This window comes from Herbidospora sakaeratensis (assembly GCF_001570525.1).
GTDB lineage: Bacteria > Actinomycetota > Actinomycetes > Streptosporangiales > Streptosporangiaceae > Herbidospora > Herbidospora sakaeratensis.
On record NZ_BBXC01000015.1, the window covers coordinates 132516 to 157462 of the forward strand.

The 24947-nt window shown below is 71.9% G+C and carries 27 protein-coding genes; 10 read left to right on the forward strand and 17 right to left on the reverse strand.

Translation table 11 applies throughout. The features are described 5' to 3' along the window. Positions 1–41: 41 nt before the first annotated feature. A complete protein-coding gene (locus tag AW271_RS24810) occupies positions 42–932 on the reverse strand; it encodes an AraC family transcriptional regulator (protein ID WP_062339994.1) in 891 nt (296 codons plus the stop codon). Positions 933–1040: 108 nt separating this feature from the next. Here AW271_RS24810 and AW271_RS24815 point away from each other — a divergent pair, with 108 nt between their 5' ends. After that, positions 1041–1358, forward strand: coding sequence for a putative quinol monooxygenase (locus tag AW271_RS24815; RefSeq protein WP_062339995.1), 318 nt, complete (start codon positions 1041–1043; stop codon positions 1356–1358). A gap of 42 nt (positions 1359–1400) precedes the next feature. Next, on the forward strand, positions 1401–2339 hold the full coding sequence (locus AW271_RS24820) for an alpha/beta hydrolase (protein ID WP_062339996.1): 939 nt from the start codon (positions 1401–1403) through the stop codon (positions 2337–2339). 23 nt (positions 2340–2362) lie between these two features. On the opposite strand, the gene AW271_RS24825 is transcribed toward AW271_RS24820, so the two are convergent. The 3 genes from AW271_RS24825 to AW271_RS24835 form a co-directional block, all read right to left on the reverse strand. Continuing rightward, positions 2363–4858, reverse strand: coding sequence for a penicillin acylase family protein (locus tag AW271_RS24825; RefSeq protein ID WP_062339997.1), 2496 nt, complete (start codon positions 4856–4858; stop codon positions 2363–2365). A gap of 62 nt (positions 4859–4920) precedes the next feature. Then, a complete protein-coding gene (locus tag AW271_RS24830) occupies positions 4921–5457 on the reverse strand; it encodes a DUF1349 domain-containing protein (protein ID WP_062339998.1) in 537 nt (178 codons plus the stop codon). Between the two features lie 5 nt (positions 5458–5462). After that, a complete protein-coding gene (locus AW271_RS24835; RefSeq protein WP_062339999.1) occupies positions 5463–6395 on the reverse strand; it encodes an acyl-ACP desaturase in 933 nt (310 codons plus the stop codon). 132 nt (positions 6396–6527) lie between these two features. Here AW271_RS24835 and AW271_RS24840 point away from each other — a divergent pair, with 132 nt between their 5' ends. Then, positions 6528–7133 (forward strand): SHOCT domain-containing protein, encoded by a 606-nt coding sequence (locus tag AW271_RS24840; protein ID WP_062340000.1) that lies wholly within the window; start codon positions 6528–6530, stop codon positions 7131–7133. Here AW271_RS24840 and AW271_RS24845 read toward each other — a convergent pair. The 10 genes from AW271_RS24845 to kdd form a co-directional block, all read right to left on the reverse strand. After that, positions 7117–8040, reverse strand: coding sequence for a hypothetical protein (locus AW271_RS24845; protein ID WP_062340001.1), 924 nt, complete (start codon positions 8038–8040; stop codon positions 7117–7119). The genes AW271_RS24840 and AW271_RS24845 overlap by 17 nt on opposite strands. Continuing rightward, the gene (locus AW271_RS24850) at positions 8037–8528 is read right to left on the reverse strand and encodes a hypothetical protein (protein WP_062340002.1); all 492 of its coding nucleotides are present in this window, start codon (positions 8526–8528) and stop codon (positions 8037–8039) included. Before AW271_RS24850 ends, AW271_RS24845 begins: the two co-directional genes overlap by 4 nt. Further along, entirely contained in the window at positions 8507–9697 is a 1191-nt protein-coding gene (locus AW271_RS24855; RefSeq protein ID WP_062340003.1) for a macrolide family glycosyltransferase, read from the reverse strand. Before AW271_RS24855 ends, AW271_RS24850 begins: the two co-directional genes overlap by 22 nt. Then, entirely contained in the window at positions 9694–10575 is an 882-nt protein-coding gene (locus AW271_RS24860) for a patatin-like phospholipase family protein (RefSeq protein WP_063818107.1), read from the reverse strand. The genes AW271_RS24855 and AW271_RS24860 overlap by 4 nt, the downstream gene beginning before the upstream one ends. 11 nt (positions 10576–10586) lie before the next feature. Then, entirely contained in the window at positions 10587–11276 is a 690-nt protein-coding gene (locus tag AW271_RS24865; RefSeq protein WP_062340167.1) for a nitroreductase, read from the reverse strand. Positions 11277–11340: 64 nt separating this feature from the next. Beyond that, on the reverse strand, positions 11341–11778 hold the full coding sequence (locus AW271_RS24870) for a MarR family winged helix-turn-helix transcriptional regulator (protein WP_062340004.1): 438 nt from the start codon (positions 11776–11778) through the stop codon (positions 11341–11343). Positions 11779–11812: 34 nt separating this feature from the next. Further along, positions 11813–12181, reverse strand: a complete 369-nt coding sequence (gene kal / locus AW271_RS24875) for a 3-aminobutyryl-CoA ammonia lyase (protein WP_062340005.1) — start codon at positions 12179–12181, stop codon at positions 11813–11815. Beyond that, positions 12178–12927 (reverse strand): lysine 5,6-aminomutase subunit beta, encoded by a 750-nt coding sequence (gene kamE, locus AW271_RS24880; protein WP_218008174.1) that lies wholly within the window; start codon positions 12925–12927, stop codon positions 12178–12180. The genes kal and kamE overlap by 4 nt, the downstream gene beginning before the upstream one ends. Before the next feature lie 11 nt (positions 12928–12938). Continuing rightward, positions 12939–14438 carry a lysine 5,6-aminomutase subunit alpha gene (gene kamD, locus AW271_RS24885; RefSeq protein ID WP_062340007.1) on the reverse strand — a complete coding sequence of 500 codons (1500 nt, stop codon included), beginning with the start codon at positions 14436–14438 and terminating at the stop codon, positions 12939–12941. Then, a complete protein-coding gene (gene kdd, locus AW271_RS24890; protein ID WP_062340008.1) occupies positions 14435–15415 on the reverse strand; it encodes an L-erythro-3,5-diaminohexanoate dehydrogenase in 981 nt (326 codons plus the stop codon). The genes kamD and kdd overlap by 4 nt, the downstream gene beginning before the upstream one ends. Positions 15416–15494: 79 nt before the next feature. Between kdd and AW271_RS24895 the strand changes: the two genes are divergently transcribed. Then, positions 15495–16349, forward strand: a complete 855-nt coding sequence (locus tag AW271_RS24895; RefSeq protein WP_062340009.1) for a beta-keto acid cleavage family enzyme — start codon at positions 15495–15497, stop codon at positions 16347–16349. On the opposite strand, the gene AW271_RS24900 is transcribed toward AW271_RS24895, so the two are convergent. Further along, the gene (locus tag AW271_RS24900) at positions 16303–16821 is read right to left on the reverse strand and encodes a hypothetical protein (protein WP_062340010.1); all 519 of its coding nucleotides are present in this window, start codon (positions 16819–16821) and stop codon (positions 16303–16305) included. The two genes, AW271_RS24895 and AW271_RS24900, sit on opposite strands and share 47 nt — an antisense overlap. A gap of 113 nt (positions 16822–16934) precedes the next feature. Between AW271_RS24900 and AW271_RS24905 the strand changes: the two genes are divergently transcribed. Further along, positions 16935–18110, forward strand: a complete 1176-nt coding sequence (locus AW271_RS24905) for a M20 metallopeptidase family protein (protein ID WP_062340011.1) — start codon at positions 16935–16937, stop codon at positions 18108–18110. On the opposite strand, the gene AW271_RS24910 is transcribed toward AW271_RS24905, so the two are convergent. Continuing rightward, on the reverse strand, positions 18096–18542 hold the full coding sequence (locus AW271_RS24910; RefSeq protein ID WP_157554605.1) for a TIGR02611 family protein: 447 nt from the start codon (positions 18540–18542) through the stop codon (positions 18096–18098). The two genes, AW271_RS24905 and AW271_RS24910, sit on opposite strands and share 15 nt — an antisense overlap. A gap of 201 nt (positions 18543–18743) precedes the next feature. Between AW271_RS24910 and AW271_RS24915 the strand changes: the two genes are divergently transcribed. Together AW271_RS24915 and AW271_RS24920 are read left to right on the forward strand one after the other, a co-directional pair. Beyond that, entirely contained in the window at positions 18744–19316 is a 573-nt protein-coding gene (locus tag AW271_RS24915) for an RNA polymerase sigma factor (RefSeq protein WP_062340013.1), read from the forward strand. Then, positions 19309–20208 carry a CU044_5270 family protein gene (locus tag AW271_RS24920; protein ID WP_062340014.1) on the forward strand — a complete coding sequence of 300 codons (900 nt, stop codon included), beginning with the start codon at positions 19309–19311 and terminating at the stop codon, positions 20206–20208. The genes AW271_RS24915 and AW271_RS24920 overlap by 8 nt, the downstream gene beginning before the upstream one ends. Before the next feature lie 70 nt (positions 20209–20278). Here AW271_RS24920 and AW271_RS24925 read toward each other — a convergent pair whose 3' ends face one another. Further along, positions 20279–22984 (reverse strand): cellulose binding domain-containing protein, encoded by a 2706-nt coding sequence (locus AW271_RS24925; protein ID WP_062340015.1) that lies wholly within the window; start codon positions 22982–22984, stop codon positions 20279–20281. A 142-nt stretch (positions 22985–23126) separates the two neighbouring features. Between AW271_RS24925 and def the strand changes: the two genes are divergently transcribed. Genes def through AW271_RS24940 form a run of 3 tightly spaced genes read left to right on the forward strand, consistent with a single transcriptional unit; the run spans position 23127 to position 24942 of the window. Continuing rightward, entirely contained in the window at positions 23127–23657 is a 531-nt protein-coding gene (gene def, locus AW271_RS24930) for a peptide deformylase (protein WP_439649002.1), read from the forward strand. An 8-nt stretch (positions 23658–23665) separates the two neighbouring features. Then, entirely contained in the window at positions 23666–24490 is an 825-nt protein-coding gene (locus AW271_RS24935; protein ID WP_062340017.1) for a patatin-like phospholipase family protein, read from the forward strand. A 29-nt stretch (positions 24491–24519) separates the two neighbouring features. Beyond that, positions 24520–24942, forward strand: coding sequence for a nitroreductase/quinone reductase family protein (locus tag AW271_RS24940; RefSeq protein WP_062340018.1), 423 nt, complete (start codon positions 24520–24522; stop codon positions 24940–24942). Positions 24943–24947 lie beyond the last annotated feature (5 nt).

The window sequence follows — 24947 nt, forward strand, 5'->3', positions numbered from 1 at the left end:
GCCGCGTCCGGCGCCGACCGGCCGCGCCCGGCGGGCGGCCGTCACGGCAACGCCGCCACCGTCCGGGCCGCCGGGCGGAGCGTGGCGTCCTGACTGGGCGGCGCGCCGAACTGGCGGCGGTACTCCCGGCTGAACTGCGACGGGCTGTCGTAGCCGACCCGGTGCCCCACCCCGGCGATGTCGCCGCCGCCCGCGGCCAGCAGGAGCCGCGCCTCCTGGAGCCGGATCTGCTTCTGGAACTGGATCGGGCTCATCGCGGTGACCGCCTGGAAGTTGCGGTGGAACGCCGACACGCTCATGCCCGACAACCGCGCCACCTCCTCCACGCGGAACGGCTGCGCGTAGTGCTCCCGGATCCACCGCACCGCCCGCGCGACGTGGCTGAGCCCGCTGTCGGCCAGCCCGAGCTGCCGCACCGTCCCGCCCTGCGGCCCGCTCGCGACCAGCCACAGGATCTCCTTGACGACCAGCGGCGCGAGCACCGCCCGATCCCTCGGCCGCTCGATGAGCCGGAGCAACCGCACGACCGCGTCGAGCAACTCGGCCGGCACGTCGCTGACCGCCAGCCCCGACGCGGCTCCCGCTTGCCGGGGCACGTCCCCGGCCGCCAGCAGCACTTCCGCCACCGCCTCGGGCCGCAACACCAGCCCGAACCCCAGCGCGGGCGCCTCCCGGGTGGCGCCGACGAAGTGCCCGGTGACCGGCAGGTCGACGGAGGCGACGAGATACTGCCCGGCCCGGTAGTCGTAGACCCGGTCGCCGAGCGCCAGCCGCTTCTCCCCCTGCGCGATGACCGCCAGCACCGTCCCCGACATTGAGGTCTCCGGCGGCTCCGACCGCTCGACCCGGGAGACGAGCACCCCGTCGATGGGCGTGGTCATGTCGGGCCGGGCGTGCCGGTTCAGCAACCCGCGCAGCTCTTCCATGCTCATCGCCCGATTACACCGCAGGCGAGAGGATCAGGCAAGCGTTGGCCAGCATCGTGCTACCTCGGAGCGGCCGGAAGCCGTGTAATTGAAGCACCGACGAGAGGAACGAGCATGACCCCCACCTACGGTTTCACCGCCACGATGACCGCCCTGCCCGGCCGGGGAGACGACCTGATCGCCCTGCTGCTGACCGGCCTGGCGGAGGGCTCCCCCGCCGCGAGCGAGCACTGCCTGGTCTACCTGGTCAGCCGCTCGGCCACCGACCCCGACGTCGTCCAGGTCACCGAGGGCTGGACCACCGAGGCCGACCACCACCGCCTGTTCGCCGGCGAGACGGCCCAGGCGATGGTCGCCAGGATCGCCCCGCTGCTCGCGGGCGAGTCCACCTACACCGACCTCACCCCGGTAGCCGGCAAAGCCGCCCTCTGACCCCCGCCCGAGCCCGTCCCCGTACCACCGAAAGGACCTCCGATGACCCCCGTCCGGCCCGCCGTCGACGCCGAACTGCTCGCCCTGTCCGCCGATCTGCCGTCCATGCCCGAACTGACGCCCGACGTCGTCGCGATGTTGCGCGGGATGCCGTCGCCGCCGCTCGACGACCTGCTCGCCGGGCGGGAGGTCGAGCGGCGGGAGGTGACCGTCACCGCCGACGACGGCGCGGAGATCGTGCTGACCGTGCTCGGGCCGCCCGGGGCCGTCGACGCGCCGTGTGTCGTGTGGATCCACGGCGGCGGCATGATCATGGGTGACCGGTTCGCCAACCTGGACATCCCGCTGGAGTGGCTCGACCGGTTCGGGGCCGTCGTCGTCACCGTCGACTACCGGCTCGCGCCCGACGTCACCGGCGTCACCCTCGTCGAGGACTGCTACCGGGCGCTGACCTGGGCCGCCGAGAACGCGGCCGAGCTGGGCGCCGACCCGGCGAAGCTCGTCGTCGCGGGCATCAGCGCCGGGGGCGGGCTGGCCGCCGGGGTCGCGCTGATGGCCCGTGACCGGGGCGGGCCCGCGCTCGCCGGGCAGGTGCTCATCTGCCCCATGCTCGACCATCGCGACGCGACGACGTCCACTCTACAGTTCAGCGGCCCGGGGGTGTGGAGCCGCGAGATGAACGCCTACGGCTGGCGGGCCGTGCTCGGCGGGCTGACCGGTGACGACGTCCCGGCCTACGTCTCCCCGGCCGTCGCCGCCGACCTGTCCGGCCTCCCGCCGGCCTACGTCGACGCCGGTTCGGCCGAGGTCTTCCGCGACGAGGACGTCGCCTACGCCACCCGCATCTGGGCCGCCGGAGGCCGCGCGGACCTGCACGTGTGGGACGGCGGCTTCCACGGCTTCGACGCCCTCTACCCGGCCGCCGCCCTCTCCGCGGAGGCCCGCCGAACCCGCACCGCGTGGCTCGACCGGCTCCTCTAGCCGCGCCGCGCCCGGCGCGACCTCTACGGGGTGAGCGTCAGTTCGTCGGTGGCGGCGCTACGGACGCGGTCCTCGGTGAAGGGCCACGGGGTCGTCTTCCCTTCGGCCCACAGGTCCGCCTGGTCGGTGTAGTTGCCGTTGAAGGCGTGGCCCGACGCGCCCGTCAGGTTGACCCACGTCGACGCGTCGAGGTCGGCCAGGTCGACGACCATGCGCATCGACGGCACCCAGTTCACCTCGTAGCCGCCCGACGCGGCGTCCCAGCCGGTCGCGTTGACGGCGTCCTTGCCGCCCGGCAGGCGGTAGGGGCCGCGGTTGAACAACCACTCGATGGGGCCGATGCCGCTGGTGCCGAAGGTCTCGTTGGTGAGTTCCAGGGTGTGCAGGTCGCCCCACGTCCACGCCTTCGGGTCGTCGCCGAGGGTGCGGCGCAGTTCCTTCGAGGCGGCCGCGAGGGCGGCGCGCAGGACGTCGTCGCGCTGCTCGGCCCTGGGCGTCCTGACGTCGTCCCACCAGGTGTCGGAGGGGGCGTCGAGGAGCCGGCGGACCACTTCCCACCAGCGGTCGTTGCCGCCGGGGCGCAGGTCTTCGGGCAGTTCGTCGTCGAAGGTCAGCGTCAGCAGGTTGCGCCAGACCGCGTTGAAGTAGGCCGCGGCCGCGCTGTCCTTCTCCTGGGTGAAGTCCCAGCCGGTGAACAACCCCGTGTCGGCGCCGCCGACGCGGGCCAGGTGCGGGACCAGGACGGGGGCCAGGCCGTTGTGGGAGTCCTGGTGGATCGCCGACATGACGTCCTTGGTGACCTTGCCGGCCGAGATCGCCTGGGTGAGGCGGTCGGCGATGCGCTGGGAACGGTAGCCGTAGGCCCAGTCGTCGGTGAGGAAGTGGGTGTAGCCGGGGCCGACGACGGCGTTGTTGGCGGTCGCGATGAAGCCCTCTTCGGGGTTGAACGCCGTCGGGAGCTCGTCGAACGGGATGAAACCGGTCCACTCCTGTTCGCCGGTCCAGCCCTCGGCGGGCCACTTGCCGTCGCCGCCCGATCTGACCGGGATCTTCCCTGGGGCCTGGTAGCCGATGTTGCCGGAGGTGTCGGCGTACACGAGATTCTGCGACGGGACCTCGAACTGGGCCGCGGCCTTGCGGAACTCCTCCCAGTTCGTGGCCCTGCCGAGCAGGAAGATGGCGTTGCCGGTGTTGCCGGGGTCGAGGGCGGTCCAGCGCAGCGCGACCTCGACGCCCGTGGTCTTCAGCCCGGCGACCGGTTCGAAGACGTCGGAGACGATCGGGCCGTGCCGGGTGGTGCGCACGGTCAGGTCGACCGGCGTGCCGCCCGCGACCTCGATGCGCTCGGTCCGGGTCTCCAGCGGCGCCCAGGTGCCGGAGATCTCGTACGTGTTCTCGCGCACCCGCTCCAGATAGAGGTCGGCCACGTCGGGGGCGAGGTTGGTGAAGCCCCACGCGATCGTGCGGTTGTGGCCGATGACGACGCCGGGCAGGCCCGAGAAGGTGAAGCCGGAGACGTCGTAGGGGCAGTCGGCCGACAGGGTGCGGCAGTGCAGGCCGGCCTGGTACCAGATCGAGGGCATCTTCGGCCCGAGGTGCGGGTCGTTGGCGAGCAGCGGCTTGCCGGTGTCGGTGTGCTCGCCCGACACCACCCACGAGTTGGAGCCGATGCCCTTGGGGTCGCCGCCGCTGCCCAGCAGCGACGGCACGGCGTTCAGCGTCGCCGAGACGCGCCGGAGGGCGTCGGCCGCGGCGACCGGGCGCTCACCCGAGGTGAACGCGCCGTCGCGGACGCCGCCCGAGGCGACGATGGGCCGGTGCCGGTCGTAGGGGTAGGGCGGGAACAGCTCCTCGACGCGTTCCCTCGGCACGGTCGCGGCGTCGACGGCGCGCTCGATCTCGTCGTCCATGTTCGACCGCAGGTCCCAGGCCATCGCCTTCAGCCACGACAACGAGTCGACCGGCGTCCACGGCTCGGGTTCGTAGTCGGCGTTGGTGAGCTTGAGGACCGCGTACTCCAGGCTCCTGGAGGTGTAGCCCTCGTTGTCCCGCATCCAGGCGTTCACCCCGGCGGCGTAGGCGTCGAGACCCGCCTTCGCCTCCGGGGTGAGGAGGTTGATCTCCTGCTCGGCCACCCGGCGCCAGCCGAGTGTGCGGACCACCTTGTCGATGTCCAGCGTGGAGTCGCCGAACAACTCCGACAACCGCCCGGCCGTGGTCTTGCGCCGGAAGTCCATCTCCCAGAACCGGTCCTGGGCGTGGACGTAGCCCTGCGCCCGGAACAGGTCGGCGGCCGTGTCGGCGTAGATCTGCGGCACGCCGTACGCGTCGCGCCGCACGACGACCGCCTTGGTGAGCCCCGGCAGCCGCAGCTCGCCGTCGGTCTGCGGGAACGACGCGCGGACCACCCAGACGATCCCGCCGACCGCGACGAGCACGAGTACGAGAAGCGTCGTGAGCAGCCGCAACGCCCAGCGGAGCGGCCACGAGAACCTCTTGTACGGAGCGAATCTCACCATTCCCGGACCTTCCCGCTCATGTGCGCATCACAGTATGCGGGTCCGGAAGGGTGTTCTGGTACCTAGCCGGTGATCACGACTTCGGAGAACTGGACCTGGAAGCCCTTGCCGACCGGGGCCGCCGCCATCGCGCCGGCGAGGGCGGGCACGTTCGGCGGGAAGTAGGCCAGCCGGAGCAGCGTGTCGGGCTCGCCGCCGTTGACCCCCCAGTTGATGTGCACGGAGTCGCCCTCGCGGACGAGCTCGAAGGTGACCGAGGTGGTGCCCTCGGGGGCGCGCATCACCGACCAGTCGGAGAAGTCGCGGGTGACGACGGCGCTGATCTGGACGGCGCCGTCGACGTACTCCACCCCCGCCTTGATCCAGTTGTTCTCGTCGGCGCGCAGGATGGCCCCGGCCTGGTCGTACTGCTCGGCGTAGTCGGCCGTGAAGGTGACCCGCACCGTGGCGTCGCCCTCGACGGTGCGGCCGTACATCGGCGCGGTGTCGTAGGTGTAGCCGTAGTGGGTCTGCCGCCACAGGTCGGTCTCACCGGTGACGGAGAAGGTCAGGGTGTCTCCGTCGGCGGTCCAGCTCGAAGGCTCGTTGATCCACGTCATATGGGCTATTTTGCCGCTTCCCGGGCGCGCCGGGCCTCTCTCCGCTCCTCGAATTTCCGGGCGGTGATCTCGAGGTTGTCGAGGAACTCGGCGAGCTCCTGGCGGGCCTTCTCGCCCTCGGGGTCGAGGCCCTCCTTCTCGAAGACCTTCCACTGCCGCAGGACCGGCATCAGCACCTCGTCCTTGTGCGAGCGCAGGTCGTAGATGCCGGCGTGGGCGATGGCCATCGACATGCGGGCGAACCCGGCCATGCCGGCGCCGGGCATCTGGAAGGAGGTCACCACGTCGGTGATGGCGCGCATGGTCTGGTTCGGGTCGAGCTCCAGGGCCGCGCCGAGCAGGTTGCGGTAGAAGAGCATGTGCAGGTTCTCGTCGGCGGCGACGCGGGCCAGGATGCGCTCGCACGTCTCGTCGCCCGACGCCTTGCCGGTGTTGCGGTGGGCGATGCGGGTCGCGAGCTCCTGGAACGACACGTAGGCAAGCTGGCCGAGCATCGTGCCGTACTCGGTCTGGAAGCCGTTCTCCATGTGCGCCATGCGGGCCCGCTCCAGCGCCGTCGGGTCGAGGGCGCGCGAGGCGATCAGGTAGTCGCGGATGACGATCGCGTGGCGGCCCTCCTCGGCCGTCCAGCGCCCGACCCAGGTGCCCCACGCGCCGTCGCGGCCGAAGGTGGTCGCGATCTCGTGGTGGTAGCTCGGCAGGTTGTCTTCGGTCAGCAGGTTGACCAGCAGAGACGTGCGGGCGACGTCGGGGATGGTGGAGTCTTCTGGCCGCCAGGCCGTGCCGCCGAGGATCCCGTCGAAGGTGCGGGCGTCGTCCCACGGGATGTACTCGTGCGGGAACCATTCCTTGGCCACGCCCAGGTGCCGGTTGAGATTCTCCTCGACGACGGGTTCCAGCTCGATGAGGAATTCCGTCTGCGTCAGTGCGCGCGCCATCTCAGCTCCCCACATACTTACGTTTTCGTAACCTACGCTAGCGTAGCTTTGTGGCGAAAGGTTCCACCCCGTGCACAAGCCGACGCCCCAGTTCTTGTAGATACCGATGCTTGCCGAGGTAATGTGCGGCACATGCCCAAAGGTGCACGCGTCTGGATCGGTCTGTCGGTCGGTCTCCAGCTGATCTGGAGCCTGCCTCTGGCGGTCTTCATGTACGTCCTCTGGACGAACGGCGGTGCGCAGGTCAACCTCACCATGTCCATCGTCTTTGGAACGCTCTCCCTCGCCGTCGTGGTGGCACTCGTTCTCACGATCGCGGCGTGGCGGCGCACCGACGCCCGCGAACGCGCGCTGCGCGAGAACGGCCTGCGCGCCGAAGCGGTGGTGACCGACGTGGTGCCGACCGGCGTGCGGGTCAACAACCAGCTCATGTACCGGCTGATCGGGCACGTGCCCGACGTGCCCGGCATGGAACTGCGCCAGTCGACCATCTGGCCGGTGCCGCCGGGCACCCGCCTGACCATCGCCTACAGCCCCGACCGCCCGGGCCGGCCGCTGATCCTCGACGACCTGAAGTCGCTCGCCCACCGGATGCGCGTCGGCCCGGTGCCGCCGCTGGCGACGGGCGCCGACGCGGTCATCCAGCGGCTGACCCAGCTCGACGGGCTGCGGCAGTCGGGCGCCATCTCCGACGAGGAGTTCGACCGGCTGAAGTCCGACGTCATGGACGGGCGCTAGTTCCCGTGTGCGCGCGGACCAGCGCGATCACGAGACCGGCGGTGCGGGCCAGATGGGTGCGGCCGTCGGGCAGGAGCGCCGCCGGGTCGATGTAGCTGCGCCGCCCCATGTGGGTGGCCGGGTCGAGCCGGTGCGTGGTGACCTTCCCCGCGCGCACGGCCCGGTTCCAGCCGCTGCGGCGCAGCAGCGGCCAGCGCTGGGGGAAGATCCAGACGGAGACCCGCTCGATGACGTCGGCGGCGCTGGTGAGCCGGTGCAGACCGCAGGCGCCGGTGAGGTCGTTGGCGCCGTTGTGGAACCCGCCGATGGTGATCAGCAGGATCGGGACGCCGAGCCGCGCCCGCAGTTCCCCGGCCGCACCGGTGGCGACCTGCGCGCCGCCGCTGTAGCCGAGCAGCACCACGGGGACGCCGCTGCCGGGCCGGTGGCCGGCCAGGCGCAACTGCGCGGCGATCTGCGCACCCACCGCGCCGTTGTAGAGCGGACGGTACCGGCGGTCGGCGGCGACGAAGATCTGCATGACGTTGTGCAGGAACAGCAGCAGCCCCGCATGGCGCCGGATCCAGTCCCACACCGGCCGGCCGGCGAGCGGCTCGGCCAGCGGCGAGTAGGGCTGCACCTGACCCAGCACCCGCAACTCCGGGGCCCCGTCGATCAGGGCCTTCACCAACTGGCCGCCGTCGCGGCTGTCGCGGAACCGGCGTTTCCCGATGCCGTCGAGGTAGACCAGGTAGGCGGCCGGTGGACGGCCGGGGTCGGCGCCCCGGGCGTACGGCATCCCGTGGGGCAACTCGGTGACCGGGGTGCGCCAGCCCGCGGTGTAGGCCAGCACCTCGTAGCGGGCCAGCAGCGCCTCGGCGAGCAGGACTGGGCCGAGCACCAGGACGAACAGCGGGAACTCGATCACATGACCAGCCCCCTGACCGGCACGCCGCCGGTCGCCGCGACCAGGCGGCGCACCGCCTCGATGGCGGTGCCGAGCCCGGCCCCGGCGACGGCCACGCAGCCCGCGGCGGCCCACCAGCCGAGACCCGTCGCCGCGGCGAGCGGGGCGACCAGGCCCAGCCCAACCTTCACGAAGAGCAGCAGGTGCAGCAGCGGCCCGAGCAGCGGGAACGCCAGCACGGCGGCGAGCAGCAGCGGGGCGACCAGGCCGGGCGTCCAGGCCAGCGTGGTGACGTCGGACATCGGGGCCGACCGCACCAGCTCGGCGAGCGTCCAGGCGGTCAGCGGCCAGAGCGCGAAGGCCGTGCCCTCGACCACCGCGCCCGACAGCAGGAGCAGCACGGCGTGCGACCGCGACTGGCCGGGCCGGCGGGCGACCATGGGCAGGATCCGCCCGGCGGCCTCCGACAACCCGGCGAGCAGCAGCATCACGACGAGGACAGGCGACATGGGTCGGCGCTCCCCCGGCGCAGGTGGTGCTCGAGTTCGTCGGCCGCCCTGCGATGGCCGCCGGCCGCGCGCTGGGCGACGCGCAGGGTGGCCGCCGCGGCCCGGAACCTCGGTTCGCCAAGCAGCCGGCGGGCGAGGGCGCGCACGGCCGCCTCGGTGGCGTCCTGCGTCCGGATCGCCAGGCCCGCGCCGAGTTCGGCGACCCGGCGGGCCACGAGCGGCTGGTCGGCGCCCTGAGGGACTACCAGCATCGGCACCCCGGCGTACATGGCCTCGTTGACGCTGTTCATCCCGCCGTGCGTGACGAACAGCGCGGCGCGGGCCAGCACCTCCGGCTGCGGGACGAAGCGGCGGGCGAGCACGTTGCCCGGCAGCGGCCCCAGCGCGGCCGGGTCGGTGGCTCCGGTCGCGACGACCACGGTGCCGCCCAGCGGCGCGAGCGCGGTGGCGAAGGCCCGCAGCAACCGGGGGCCGCCGTCGAACACGGTGCCGAGCGAGGCGTACAGCACCGGGTCGCGCAGCCGGTCGGAGGCGAACTCCGGGTCGGGTGGGCGGGCGCCGAGGCTCGCGCCGACGAACCGGTAGGAACGGTCGAAGGCGTCGGCCCTCGGCTGGAACGCGCGCGAGGTGAAGACCAGGTTGAGCGGCTCGCGGACATTGGCCAGGTCGACCGGCGGCAGGTGGCGCAGCCCCCACCGCGACCGCAGGTAGCCGAGGGCGGCGGCGGGCCGGGCGACGGCGGAGGCCAGCAGGTCCCACGAGGCGCGGGTCGGGCTGGGCGTCCGCCGGTCGAACGCGAACGTGGTGAACAGCGCCGCCGCCGGCACCCCGAGTTCGCGCGCCGCGACCGCGCCCCACGGGCAGGCCGCGCCGTGGACGACGAGGTCGGGCCCGATCTCCCGCAGGTCGGACCGCAGGCCGGGCAGCACGTCGGCGGTGGTGCGCGCGAGCGCGCCGAGCATGGTGAGCGGGATCGGCGGATCGGGCATCGGCCGGTCGCCGCCGGAGTAGAGGCGCACGCTCGCGCCGGCTGCCTCGACGCTCCCCGCGAACGCGGGCGCGGTGTGGTAGCTGACCGAGTGGCCACGCCGGACGAGCTCGGCGACGACCGGCAGCGTCGGGTTGACGTGCCCGTGCATGGCGAGGTTGACGAACGCGACGGTGCTCACTGGACGACCTCCGTTCGGACGGACGCCGCGGCCGGGCCGTCGACCCCGTAGAGACCGGGCCCGCTGACGCGCAGCCCGTCGAGGAACCGGCCCGCCGTGTGGCAGGCGGTGTCGATCAGCCGCTGGGCGTGGCCGAAGTCCCACGGCGCGGGCCAGGAGTCGACGCCCGTCGGGAGCACGACGGTCGGGATGCTGGCGGCCACCTCGTGGAGGTCGCGCTCGATCTGGTGCTGCCACAGCAGCAGCCCGGCCCTGGCCGCGACGGTGTGGGCCCGGCGCGGCAGGCCGGCCGTCCGCTGCGGCACGCCCGCAGGCCCGGCCGAGAGCACGACCACGCTGGCCGCGCCCGCGCGCAGGGCCGCCAGCACCGGCAGGTAGGCGACCACCCCGCCGTCGACGAGCGTGCGGCCGTCTCGATCGACGGGAGGCAGCACCCCCGGGATGGCCGCGCTGGCCAGCAGCGCCGATTCGAGGTCGCCGTGGTCGAGCGGGATCGGGGCGCCGGTGCCCAGATCCATGGCGACGGCGGTGAACGGCACCGCCAGCTGCTCGATGCGCGCCGGCAGCCCGGCCATGGCGATCAGGTCGCGCAGGCCGCGGTCGGAGAAGACGCCGCCCCGCGAGGAGGGGTGGCCGAACGGGAACACGGTGCGGCGGCGCGCCCGCGTCCACACCCGGTGGAGCCAGGGGGCGGCCCGCCCGGGGTGGGCGGCGGCGATCGCCCCGTTGAGCGCGCCCACCGACGTCCCAACGATCAGGTCGGGGACGAAGCCGCGCTGCTCCAGCGCGTATCCGAGGCCGACCTGGGCGGCCCCCAGCACGCCCCCGCCTCCCACGGCCACCGCCACCGGACGCGGCAGGCTGCGTGTGACGTTCATGGTCCGTCCTCTCAGGCGGCCTGGAGTCGTCGTCCCGGGTCGCCCACGAACGTGACCGTCTCGTCGAGCGGCGCGCGGCCCGTGCGGGGGTGCCGCACCGTGGCGTCCTCGTAGCCGATCGACAGACCGCAGAAGAGCATCAGCCCCTCAGGCGGCGACAGGACCTCGGCGACCGTCGTGCGGTAGACCGACCAGGCCATCTGCGGGCAGCTGTGCAGCCCCTCGTCGCGCAGCAGCAGCATGACGGTCTGCAGGTACATGCCGACGTCGGCCCACTGGGGCGGCCCCATGTCGCGGTCGATGTAGACGAACAGGGCGGCGGGGGCGCCGAAGCACTGCCAGTTGGCGGCGGCCGCCCGCTGGCGGGCCTCCCAGTCGTCGCGCCCCACGCCGAGCGCGCCGTAGCGTTCCCGGCCGAAGGCCTCACGACGCTCGCGGTACGGCGACTTCAGCTCGGCCGGGTACATCGGGTATTCGCGCTCGTCCCACGGATCGCCCGCGTCCACGCGTTCGCCCGCGCGCTTCTTGAGCTCGGCCAGCGGCGCGCCGGTCAGCACGTAGACGTGCCACGGCTGGAGGTTCGATCCCGAGGGCGACCGGGCCGCGGCGGCCAGCACCCGTTCCAGCACCTCTGCCGGGACCTGCCGTCCGGTGAATCCGCGAACCGCCCGCCGGGTGGTCACCGCTTCGTAGACGTTCACGATCACACCTTCTCCCATGTCGTTACATATACGACAGTATCACATGTGATGGTATCGATCGATACTATTCTGCCGGATAGGCGAACCGGGTCAGTAGATCTTTCAGCTGCTCGGCCTCGCCGGGCCGCAGGTCGGCGACCAGCCGTTCGGCCAGCGGCTCGGCCGCCACCTGGGCCGCCTCGAAGAGCTCGACGCCTTCGGGCGTGATCTCGACCGCCCGCACCCGCCGGTCTCCCGGCACGGCCTTGCGCACGGCCAGCCCCATACGCTCCAGATCGTCGACGACCCGCATGATCCCGGCCTTGTCAGACCCCGTCGCCGCCGCCAGGTCCCGCTGCACGGTGGGCCCCTGCTCGACCAGCACGACCAGGACGGCGAAGTGCCGCAACTCGATGCCGAGGGGGCGGAAGGCCTCGGTCATCACCGTGACCGCACGCCAGTGGGCCTGCCGCAGCAGCAGGCCCAAGGCGAACGGACCGGTGGAAGGTTTCTCAGTGCTCACGAGACAATATTAACCGAGACTGTCTCATTCGATACTATTTCGCGGGCACCACGACCGTCCCGGTCGCCGTGACGACCACGATGGGCGGGTCGAGCACCTCGCTCGCCGACGGCGACAGGTCGGGCCGGGCCCGGCAGACCACCCGCGCCTCGAAGGCCAGCGTCCGGCTGCGGGTGCCCACGCGGGCCACCTCGGCCGTCACCTCGATCACGTCGCCCGCCACGACCGGGGCCCGGAACTGCACGTCCTGGTACGACGCGAACAGCCCCTCGTCGCCGTCCGTCCGGATGCACACCTCGGTCGCCGCGTCGCCGAACAGGGCCAGCACGTAGGCGCCGTCGACCAGCGAGCCGCCGTAGTGGGCGTGCGAGGCCGGCACGTAGCGCCGGTGGGTGACCCTCACTCGCGCACCAGCGCGTGGACGAGATAGCTCGCCACCTCACCCGGGGTGGTGCCCTTGCCGAAGATGCGGTCGACGCCCAGGTCCGACGGGGTGACCGTGTCGAAGCGGGGACCGCCGACGATCAGCAGGGGGCGGCCGAGGCCGCCGGTCAGGGAGGTCGGATACGCCTCGGCGAAGGCGGCGGCCATCTGCTTGGTGTTGTGGATGTGGGCGCTCTTCTGGGTCACCACCTGGGAGACGAGCACCGCGTCGGCGTCCACCGCCTTCGCCCGCGCCACGAGATCGCCGACGGCCACCTGGGCCCCCAGGTTGTGGACCTCGATCTCCCGGTAGTACTCCAGGCCCTTCTCCCCGGCGAAGCCCTTCACGTTGAGGATCGCGTCGATGCCGACCGTGTGGGCGTCGGTGCCGATGCACGCGCCGACGACGACCAGCCGCCGGCCGAGCCGGGCCTTGACCGCCGCGTTGACCTGGGCCGGGGTGAGCAGCTCGAACTCCCGCCCCTCCGGGACCTCGATGCCCGCGTAGTCGATCAGGTGCGTCGCCTTCCCGTACACGATGAAGAAGGTGAAGTCGGGGCCCATCGCCTTGCTGTGCACCACGCTCGCCGGGTCGAGGCCCATCTTCCCGGCCAGCTGGAGCGCCGCGAGGTCGGCGCGCGGGCCGTGCGGAACCGGCAGGGTGAAGCTGACCTGGATCATCGCGTCGCCGGTCGTGTCGCCGTACGGGCGGATGATCTGTTTCATCGTCTCGACGGTCACGGGGCCGCCTCCAGGATCTCGGTCGCGGGGTTGACGTAGTCGCCGGCCTTCTCGACGACGCCGTCGAGGCCCCGGCCGCCGTCGGCGGGGCGTCTGGTCACCCCGAACACGCCGTCGGCGATGGCGTCGAGCAGGCCGTCGCCGGCGACCCGGTGCAGCAGGTCGACGGTCTCCGAGAGCACCCGCGCGGCCCGCTCGCGGATGAAGGGGCCGGGGGTGAAGTCCTCCGACAGGTCCCCGGCCGCGCGGCGGACGTACCGGACGTTCTCCAGCGCGAGGTCGCGGTCGGAGAGCCAGGGGGTGTGGATGCCCTCGGTCATCATGCCGATGAGGATGATCGACTGGCCGGTCATCACCCCGGCCAGGTTGAAGAACGCGTCGAGCAGGTAGCCGGCGAAGATGTTGCCGGTCATGTGCTTGGTCGGCGGCATGTACTTCAGCGGCGCGTCCGGGAACAGCTCCCGCACGAGTTGCGCGTGCGCCAGCTCCAGGCGGAACGAGTCGGGGATCTGCGGGTTGATCTCGAAGGCGTGGCCGAGGCCGAGTTGCGCGTCGGCCAGGCCCGCCTCGTGGCCGAAGCGCTCGTTGAGCAGCTGCGAGGCGACCACCGTGTGGGCGGCGTCGATCGCGTCGGCCGTGGTGAGGTAGTTGTCCTCGCCGGTGTTGATCACGATCCCGGCCCGCGCGTGGATCTGGCGGGAGAACCGCTGGTCGACGAAGGTCCGGCGGGGGTTGATGTCGCGGAAGATGATGCCGTACATGCAGTCGTTCAGCATCATGTCGAGCCGTTCGAGCCCGGCCAGGGTGGCGATCTCGGGCATGCACAGGCCGCTGGCGTAGTTCGTCAGCCGGACGTAGCGGCCCAGTTCCGCCGACACCTCGTCGAGGGCGGCCCGCATGAGGCGGAAGTTCTCCTGGGTCGCGTACGTCCCGGCGTACCCCTGGCGGGTCGCTCCCTCCGGCACGTAGTCGAGCAGCGACTGCCCGGTCGAGCGGATGACCGCGATGACGTCGGCGCCCTCGCGGGCGGCGGCCTGGGCCTGCGGGATGTCCTCGTGGATGTCGCCGGTCGCGACGATCAGGTAGATCCACGGTTTGCCGGGGTCGCCGTGCCGGGCGAGCAGCCGGTCGCGGTCGGCGCGGTTGCGGTCGATCCGGGCGACGCCCGCCCCGACCGCCTCGCGGGCCCGCAGGAGGGCCAGGTCCCGCTCGGTTCCGGCCGGCAGCCCGAACTTCAGGGAGCGCCAGTTCTCGGCCGCGAAGAACGGCAGCGCGACGCCGTGTTCGAGGCCCACCTGGTCGCGGACGGCGTCGACGACGCGGTTGACCCACGGGATGCCGTCGGCGTCGGCGCCGGTGACGCCCGCCAGCCGGAGCACGGCCCGTTCGACGGAGACGGTCGTGTGCGTGCGGGCCATCTCGATGACCGGCTCGGCGGCGCGGGCGGCCAGCTCGCGCGCCTTGCGCACCACGGCGGGGTCGAGGCCGAGCTTCATCGCAGCCGCCCCTCGAACGCGGCCCGCACAGCCGGTTCCTCGCGCAGCAGCGTCAGGGCCAGTTCGGCGTGGCCGGGGGCGTAGCCGTTGCCGATCAGCATCGTGACGTCGGCCCCGAGCCCCTCCGCGCCCAGCGCGGCGGCGGGGAACGAGGTCGCCATCGAGAAGAACACCACCGTCCCGCCGTCGCGGGTGGCCAGGATCGCGCCGTGCTCGCAGCCCGGCACGTCCACGCAGACGACCGTGACGTCGGCGCCGAGCCCGGAGAGCGCCACGGCGTCACGGGCGTCGGCGACCACCACCTCGTCGGCCAGCCCCTCGACGGTGGCGGCCTCCCGCTCGTCGAGCACCACGCCGACCGTCCGGGCCCCGGCCCGGCGGGCGGCGGCCAGCGAGAGCGACCCGCTCTTCCCCGCCGCGCCCAGCACCGCCACCACCGGGTCCCGATGTTTCCGGACCACGCGATCGGTCAGCGCCGGCGCGCCGCAGACGTCCATGACCGCCAGCGCCAGCGGGACCGGCAGGTCGCCGGGCAGTTCCGCCGCGACCGAGCGTTCGAAGAGGATCGCGTGGCCGTCGCAGGGCACCTGCTCCGAGAGGCCGTCCCAGGTCGTCGAGGTGAGCACCAGCGGGGTCAGGGTGAGGGAGACGAGCGTGGCCACCCGGGTGCCGACGGGAAACGCCGGGCCCTCCTCGACCACGCCGACCAGCATGCCCCCCGACCCCGTGACCGGGTTGTGCATCTTGCCCCGGGTGCGGATGATCTCCAGCACCTCGCCGCGCACCGCCGCGCCGTCGCCGTGGTGCTTGCCGTGCAGTTGCCGGTACGACGCCGCGTCGAGGTTCAGCCGTTCGACCCGGAGCCGGGTCTCCCCCGGCCACAGACCCGGCGAGGCGTCGAGCCGCCGGGCCGCCTGAGGGAGCACGCCCGGTGGCGACAACACCCGGTGCAGCCCGATCGGAGAGGCCGTCGGCAATGGTCCCACCACCCTTCCCTGAGTCTCGACTCAGGAAAGCATCTTGTCCCGCCCGGGAACAAGGGGGCAATATCCGGGTATGTCCAGCACCCTCATCACCGTCGCCCCGACCGGCGCCGAATCGGCCAAGGCCGACGTGCCCGCCCTGCCGGTGACCCTCGCCGAACTGGTCGCCACGGCGCGGGCCTGCGAGGCGGCGGGGGCGGCGGTGGTGCACGTCCACATCAGGGACGCCGCGACCCGGCCCACGCTCGACCTCGGGCTGCTCAGGGAGACGGTGGCCGCGCTGCGGGAGACCGATCTGGTCGTCCAGCTCTCCACCGGCGGGTCGGTGCACGACCCCTACGAAGATCGGCTGAAGGTCCTGGACGCCGCCCCCGACGCCTGCTCCCTCACCTGCGGCACGGTGAACTTCGGCGACGACGTCTTCATGAACCCGTGGGGGTTCGCAGCCGAGCTCTACCGGGAGACCCAGGCGCGCGGCATCGTGCCGGAGTTCGAGCTGTTCGACCTCGGCCACGTCGCCACCATGAACCGCCTGCTCGACCGCTACGGCCCGCCGGCGGGCGGGCGGGTGCACTGCGACCTGGTCATGGGGGTGCCCGGCGGATTCGCCGGCGACCTGCGCACGGTCGCCGCCGCCGTCGGCCAGCTGCCCGCGGAAGCGACCTGGTCGGCGACCGGGATCGGCCGCGCGTCGCTCCCGGTCATGTTCGCCGCCCTCGCCGGGGGCGGCCACCTGCGGGTCGGCATGGAGGACACCCTCACCTACGCCAAAGGCCGCCCGGTGCGCGGCAACGAGGAACTGGTCGCCCGCGCGGCCGAGGCGGCCCGGCTGGCCCAGCGGCCCCCGATGACCACCGCCGAGGCCCGCGCCTTCCTGGGCGTCAGACCCGCTCCGGCTCCCGGTCCGACGGCGCCGCCAGCTGCGTGACGGTCCGCCGCGTCCGCATCAGCAGGTAGGCCGCGCCCGCACCCCCGGTCAGCGCCATCAGCAGCGCCACCACGCCGAGCACGCTCCAGTCGCCCCGGACCCCGATGGTGTCGATGTCGCTCGCGCACACCTCGGGCCGCGCCGGGTCGTCGAGGTAGACGCAGGCCGTCGCGGCGACGGCGTCGGACGGGCGGCCGCCGTCGGCCAGGCCGCTCAGCCGGAACGTGCTCGTGCCCGTCGGCAGCAGCGCCTCCCACCCGGCGTGCGCCGCCGACAGGGTCGCGCCCTCGGCGCGCAGGTTGGCCAGGCCCGGCGGGAACGCGATCCGCACGTCGGCCTGGACCGGCCGGGGCTCCCGGTTGACCACCTGGACCGTGTACTCCACCCGGCCGGACAACTCGGTCACGCCGTTCTCGATGGTGATGGAGACACCGCCCGAGAGCAACGCGGACATGATGAGCGGGATGATCATGGTTCCTCCCGGCGCCGGTGACAGGACGTCACCAAGAATCGCAGCTGGTGACGGACCGCGGGCGAAAAGGCGCGCCGCGTTGAGAACGATCCGCACCCGGTCGAGGATGAGGCATGACCTTTCAGGACGAGCTGGAAAAACTGCGGCGATCCATCCACCGGGAACCCGAGATCGGCCTCGATCTGCCGCGTACGCAGGAGAAGGTGCTGGCCGCCCTCGACGGGCTGCCCCTGGAGGTCACCACCGGCGAGAAACTCACCTCCGTCACCGCCGTGCTGCGCGGCGGACGGAGCGAGGGCACGAGCGTGCTGCTCCGGGCCGACATGGACGCCCTGCCCGTCCAGGAGCGGGTCCCGGTCGACTACCGCTCGGTGATCGACGGCGCGATGCACGCCTGCGGCCACGACCTGCACACCGCCATGCTCGTCGGCGCCGCCCGGCTGCTGTCGGACCGCCGCGACCACCTGGCCGGCGACGTCGTCTTCATGTTCCAGCCCGGCGAGGAGGGCCACGAGGGCGCCAAACTGATGATCGACGAGGGGGTGCTGGACGCCTCGGGCCGCCGCGTCTCCGCCGCGTACGGCCTGCACGTCTTCTCGGCCATCGTGCCGAGCGGCTGGTTCGTCACCAAGCCGGGCCCGGTGCTGGCCGCCGCCGACACCTTCGACGTGACCGTGCGCGGGCGGGGCGGCCACGCGTCCACGCCGCACCGGGCGCTCGACCCGGTCCAGGTGGCCTGCGAGATCGTGAGCCAGCTGCAGACGTACACGACCCGGGCCTTCGACGTGTTCGACCCGGTGGTGATCACCGTCGGGCAGTTCCACGCCGGCACGGCCGACAACGTGATCCCCGACGACGCCTGGTTCCAGGCGACGATCCGGGCCTTCTCCGCCGAGACCAGGGCGAAGGTCAAGGAAGGGGTGGTCCGGCTGGCGACGGGCATCGCCGAGGCCCACGGCCTGCGCGCGGAGTGCTCGTTCGGGATCGGCTACCCGGTGACGGTCAACGACGCCGCCGAGGCCGCCTTCGCGGCGGAGGTGGTGCCGGAGGTCGTCGGCCCCGACCGCTATCTGACGATGCCGCGCCCGGCCACCGGGTCGGAGGACTTCTCGTTCGTCCTCGACGAGGTGCCGGGCGCGTTCCTGGTGCTGGGCGCCCACGCGAAGGGGGCCGACCCGGCGACCTGCGCGACCAACCACTCCCCCGAGACCGAGTTCGACGACTCGGTGATGGCCGACGGGTCACGCGTGCTGGCCGCCCTCGCGGAGCGGCGCCTACTTGAGGTTTAGGAAGTTCAGCCCGTATTCGACCATGTCGAAGCCGAGCGTCAGCTTCAGGCAGCCCCACACGATCGCGAAGGCCACCGCGAAGGTCAGCACCCCGGCGATGATCCGGACCGCCCAGTTCTGCCGCTTCAGCCAGTCGGTCGCCATGGTGACGTAGCGCTTGGCGAACTCCAGCACCCGATGGGCCCAGCTGAACTCGGTCGCCAGCAGCGCCAGACCGGCGAACACGACCAGCCAGCCCGGACCCGGGAACGGCACCATGATGAGCCCGCCGATCACCATGGCCCCGCCGATCGTGCCGATCACGATCTTCAGGGTCAGGGCGCCCGTGCGGGTCGCGCGGAAACGGTCGAGCCGTCCCTTGATTCCACTGTTGTCCACCGCGACCGGCGTCTTCGGATCGACGTCGGGATCGGTGGGCCCGGCCATAGCCATATAGGTGTCACCCCCACGGCCAGCATAACCAGAGGTCTTGCAGCAGACTTTCAGCCAGATGGACCATTCGCCCTGATCCCTTGGTCGCATACCGACATGTCGTGATCCGCCCCAAGGATGGTCCTCTGAGAATGCGGGAAAGCGATTCGCGCCTGCGGCGGAGTGCAGATGTCAGATGACCGCACCGCCCGGGGGGCACCCATGACGGCCGATATCGGCGAGCAGGTGGGAGACGCCGAGCTCGTCGCCGGATTCCGGCAGGATCCGGAGGCGTTCACCCGCGTCTACGACCACTACTTCCGAGACGTCTACCGCTACGTGGCCGGACGGCTCGGCGAGTCCGCCGCCGACGACCTCGCGGCGGAGACCTTCCTGACCGCCTTCCGCCTGCGGGCCAGATTCGAACCCGAACGCGGCGGGCTGCGGCCCTGGTTGTTCGGGATCGCGACCAACCTGGTCGCCCGCCACCGGCGCAAGGAAGCACGGCACTACCAGGCGCTGGCCCGCACGGGGGCCGAGCCGGACGCCGAGAGCCACGAGACCCGCGTGCTCGCCTCCGTCGCGGCCGGGCGGCTGCACGCCGACCTGGTCCGGGCGCTGGCGTCGCTCAACCGGGGAGAACGCGACGTGCTGCTGCTCGTGGCCCTGGCGCAACTCACCCATGAGGAGGTCGCCGAGGCGCTCGGCATCTCCTACGGCACGGTCGGCTCACGTCTGAGCCGGGCGCGCACGAAGCTTCGCAAACTGATCGGCAAGGAGTCGTTCAATGGATGACCTTGAGTCGCTGCGCGTCGCGCTCGCCAAGGAACCCTCGCAGGACACGATCGACCAGGGCCGGCACCGGCTCATGAACGCGGCCCGCCGGCCCGCCCCCCGCAGGCGCGGCCTGCTGGCCGCCGGGGTGCTCGCCCTCGGCGCGTCGGCCGCCGCGGTGATCACCCTGCTGCCCTCGGCCACCCCCCAGCCGGCCCCGGCCGAGGCACGGCCGTCGGTGAGCACGCCGGTCCAGCTCACCGGCCGGCAGATCCTGCTCGCCGCCGCCGACACCGCCCAGCGTGTCGCCGAGGAGCCCGGGAAGTACTGGCACGTCGTCATCGAGCACCCCGGGTCCGGCAAGATCGTGAAGGGCCGGAAGGACGAGTCGTGGCGGGCCGAATGGTGGTACCGCCGATCCGACGGCCACCTCTTCGGCGGCACCCCGGACGGCAAGGCCATGGACAACCCGAAGTCCGGCGACTTCTGGGCGTTCGACCAGTCGTTCACCTACCAGGAGCTCCAGGACCTCCCGACCGACCCGGACGCGCTGAAGGAACTGGCCCTCAAGGGCATGCGCGAGGGCCTGAAGGGCGAGCCGCCCCGGGTCGGCGAGGACGGCTACGTCGCCCTCTCGATGTCCTACCTGCTCTATGACGTGCCGATCCCGCCGCAGGTCAGGGCGGGCGTGTTGCGGGCCATCGCGGCGCTGCCGATCGTGTCGAACACCGGCGACGTCGACGGCGGCCACGGGGTGACCGTGGACATCGAGGACTCGTCGTTCACGCTGGTCGTCGACCCGGAGACGGGGCTGCTGCGCAGCATCGTCACCTCGCCCGACAACACGATCGACATCACCACCGCCGAGTGGACCGACGACCTGCCCGAGGTGGTTGCGCCGCCCGCCGAGTGAGGTCCCGGCACCCGCGGGCGCACCGGCCAGGACGGTTTCCGTCCTGGCCGGTCGCCGCTGTCCCGAAGGGTCAGGCGGGAGTGCAGGTGACGGCCGGGATCGGGTTGGTGCCCGACTGGCCGGCGTTGAAGCCGAACGTGGTCGTGCCGTTCGGGCTCAGGTTGCCGTTGTAGTTCATGTTCACGACCGTCTGCTGCGCGCCGCTCGCGGAGTGCACGCCGTTCCAGAGCTGGCTGACGGTCTGCCCGTTGGCCCAGGTCCAGCGCACGGTCCAGCCGGTGATCGCGCTGGTGCCGCTGTTCCTGACGGTCACGCTCGCGCCGAACCCGCCGGGCCACGAGTTCGTGATCGTGTACGTCGCCGCGCACGCCTTACCGGGATTGGGAGACGGGGACGGCGAGGGACTGGGGCTCGGGCTCGGCGAGGGGCTCGGCGAAGGCGACGGGCTGGGGCTCGGGCTCGGAGAAGGGCTGGGCGACGGCGACGGGGTGGCGCCGGTGCGGTCGGCGTACAGGATGCCTCTGCCGTTGGTGCCCAGGTAGACGCGGCCCCAGATGCGGGGGTCGCCGGTGATGGCCTCGCCGATGTTGCCGTACTGGTGCTGGTCGTCGTTGATGCGCACCCACGACGCGCCCGCGTCGTCGGAGCGGAAGACGCCGCGCACGCCGTCGACCTTCGCGACGAGGAAGATCGCCATGTACGACTGCCCGGGGGCCGCCTTGCCGAAGCCGACGTTGTCCGACTCCTCCACATTGGAGATCTTGGTGAACGACGTCCCGGAGTTGGTCGACCGCCACAGGCCCGCGCCGCCGGCCAGCCAGATGTCGCCCTCGCGTCCCGGCACCGCCTTGAACCGGGCCGTCGTGGGCAGGCCGGTCGCGCTGGAGGCGGTGAAGGTCTGGCCGCCGTTGGTCGAGACGTAGAACCGCCCGTTGGCGAAGGCGTAGAACTTCTGCGGGTTCACCCGGTCGGACTCGACCCGGGCGCCCGACGGGACCCCGCTGGAGGTCGCCCACGAGTTGCCGTACCCGACCGAGTAGACGACCGAGGCCCCGCTGTCGGCGGGCGCCCAGACGAACCGGCTGCCGTCGGCCGCGGCGGCGACCGTGCCGCCGTTGTTGATGCCGCCGGGCTCCTGGCCCTGGAACCAGTTGGCGCCGCCGTCGGTGGAGAAGGCGACGTGGTTGTCGTTCGGGCGGTCGGCCTCGGTGAAGTTGCCGACCCTGACCATCGTCGAGGGGTTGAGCTCGGCGTAGTCGAGCGAGGTCGTCGAGGTGAAGTTGGGCTGCAGGAACATCATCGGCGGCACGGCGTCGAGGTTGGTGTGCCGGAAGCCGCCGATGTCGCCCAGGCCCGAGATCAGCGGGGCGCTGCCGGTCGGCGGGCTGATCAGGTCGAGGACGGCGGTCTCCTCCAGGCCCTTGACCATCGGCTTGATGGTGAGCTGGCCGCCGGTGTCCCACAACTTCAGGTCGGTCGATCCGTAGATGGTGGCGCCGGTGCCGTACATGAAGCGGTTGCCGTCGAAGGGGTCGATCTCCATCGACTCGGTCATCCAGCCCAGCTTGGGCGTGACCTCGGGGGGTTGCGGGTTGGCTCCCCAGCTGAGCCACGGCGCGGAGCTGATGTCCATCTTGTAGCGGAAACTGCGGTTCGGGTACGAGGTGAAGTCCCAGATCCGCGTCCAGGTCGCCCCCGAGTCGGTCGACCGCCAGAAGATCACGTCGGGCCACCAGGAGATCTGCGTGGCCACCATGATCGTGCTCGGGTTGGTGCGGTCGATGGTCAGGCCGGAGTAGCCGAAGTAGGCGTCGCCGCTGCTCGACGGGATCGGCGAGATCTGCGTCCAGGTCCCGGTCGCGGTGGCGTAGCGCCAGACGTCGCCCTTGGCCCCGGAGTAGGGGCCGGCGGTGTCGGAGGTGGCGAGGTAGAGGTAGCCGTTGACGTGGTCGAGCACGCCCTTGTGGGCGATGTAGCCGGTCGGGGTGCCGGGCAGCCGCTCCCAGGTGGAGCCGCCGTTGGTGGTCCGGTAGACGGTGTTGGCCTTGTCGGCCACGCCGACGTAGATCGTCTGGGTGGCGTTGCCGGACGTCCCGGTGCGCTTGTCGAAGGTCACCCACACGACGCCGGGCTGGTGGCTGGTGTAGCCGTTGGGGTCGCTCGGGTCGTCACTGTAGTTGCCGGCGTTCGGGAAACCGGTCACCTTGGCCCAGGTCGCGCCGTAGTCGGTGCTGCGCCACAGGCCGTTGCCCATCGGCGCGCCCAGGTAGAGGGTCGAGTTGCGGTTGGGATCGATCGCGAGCCGCTCCCCCATGCCCCGGCCGGGCATGTTGCCGCCCATCTTGAACGGCAGCGGGGTGACCGCCCAGGAGTCGCCCTTGTTCGTCGACCGCAGGATCGCGCCGTTGTTGGGGTCCCACGAGTTGGTGTACATGCCCACGGCCGCGTAGACGCGGTTGGTCTGCACCGGGTCGGTCGCGATGCTGTCGACCCCGTTGTAGCCCCAGTTGGTGAAGCCGACCCAGTCGAGCAGCGGCTTCCACGACGACCCCGACTGGTCCCAGCGGTACATCCCGCCGATGTCGGTCCGGGCGTAGATCAGGTTCCGCTCGGTCGGGTTGAACACGATGCCCGGCACGAACCCGCCGCCGTCGATCCGCACGTTCTTGTACGTGTACGGATCGGAGGCGACCGCCCCGGCCGGCGCCATCCGCACCACCGCCGCGACCAGCGCCAGGGCGACGATCGCGAGCAGGCTGACGATCTTTCTTCGCATGGACGGTTTCTCCTCCGTGAATGGATAACCGGCCATGCACGATCAGGTGGGGACCCTGACCGTCCGCCCAGCGCGTGCATGGAACTTGGTTTGATTACCAAACCAACTATCTCAGGTGGGGACCGCTGCGACAATGGACCACATGAGACCCATCACGATCGTCGGGACACCGGTCCTGCACACCCCGTGCCGCCCGGTGGAGAAGTTCGACGACGAGCTCGCCGCCCTGGCCGACGACATGTTCGAGAGCATGTACGCCGCCGAGGGCGTCGGCCTGGCGGCCAACCAGATCGGCGTCGACCTGCGCGTCTTCGTCTACGACTGCCCCGACGCCGACGAGGTCTTCCAGAAGGGCGTGGTCGTCAACCCGACCCTGGAGCTCCCGCCCGAGGAGGAGCAGGAGTTCGACGTCGGCGGCGAGGGCTGCCTGTCGGTCCCCGGCCCGCGCGCCGCCCTGGGCCGCCCCAACGTGGCCACCGTCCACGGCTTCGACCTCACGGGCGAGCCGATCACCGTGGTCGGCACGGGCGTGCTGGCCCGCTGCTTCCAGCACGAGACCGACCACCTGAACGGCATCCTCTACATCGACCACCTGACCCCCGAGGCCCGCGAGGCCGTCTTGACCGAGTTCCGCGAGGGCCGCACTCCCGAAGCCGACGCCGATAGAACATAATTCGGTATATGACGAGAGCATTGGTCCTGGGCGGCGGGGGCATCGCCGGAATCGCCTGGGAAGCAGGGATTGTCACCGGTCTGCGCCGTGAAGGCGTCGACCTCGGCACCGCCGACACGATCATCGGCACGTCCGCCGGGTCGGTCGTCGGCACCCTTATCGCCACCGGCGCCGACCTGGAGCAGGCCGTCGCGCGCCAGTCGACCTCCGACCACGGCCCGCGACCGGCGGTCGACATGGCCCCGGTCATGCAGGCGTTCGCGATCCTCTTCGACCCGAACGTCGAGCCGAAGGAGGCCCGCCGACGGGTCGGCGAGCTGGCCCTGGCGCTGCCCGTCGTCGACGGCATGGCCCGGATCGAGTCGGTCGGCGACCGGCTGCCGGTGAAGGTGTGGCCCGAGCGCGATCTCCAGATCACCGCCGTCGACGCCGCCACCGGCCAGTTCGTCGTCTGGACCCGCGAGTCGGGGGTCGAGCTGACCCTCGCCGTCGCCTCCAGTTGCGCCGTCCCGTGCGTCTACCCGCCGGTCGAGATCAACGGCGCCCGCTACATGGACGGCGGCGTGCGCAGCGGCACCAACGCCGACCTGGCCAGGGGCGCCGGCACGGTCGTCGTGCTCGAGCCCCTCATCGGCATGGTCCCGCCCGAGCGCCTGGCCCGGGAACTGGAGAAGACGGGCGCGGCGCGCACCGTGTCGGTCGGCCCCGACGAGGCGGCCAAGGCCGTGTTCGGCGACAACGTGCTCGACCCGGGCCTGTGGGCGCCCGCCTTCAAGGCCGGCCTCGCCCAGGCGCCGACGGTCGCCGCGCGGGTCTCCGAGGTGTGGGACTGAGAGCCGCTTTTCCGGCAAGTATGGGGCGCATGAGCAACCCGACTGACGGCGACATCCGCGAGATCAACCGCAAGACGATCGAGGAGTTCCGCGCCCACAAGGGCGGCGGCCCGTTCGAGGGCCGCGCCCTGCTGATCCTCACCACCCGCGGCCGCGTCACCGGCCGCCCCCACACGACCCCGATGATGTACGTCATCGAGGGCGACCACCTGCTGGTCATGGCCTCGGCCGCCGGCGCGCCCGACGATCCGGAGTGGTACCGGAACCTCCTCAAGACCCCGGAGGTCACCGTCGAGGTCGGCGACCAGGTCTACATCGCCAACGCGCGGCCGACGGAGGGCCCGGAGTACGACGCGGTGTGGTCGGAGATCAAGAAGAACTTCCCGTTCTTCTCCGACCACGAGAAGGCGGCCGGCCGCAAGATCCCGGTCGTCGCACTGGAACGGACCTGAATTCG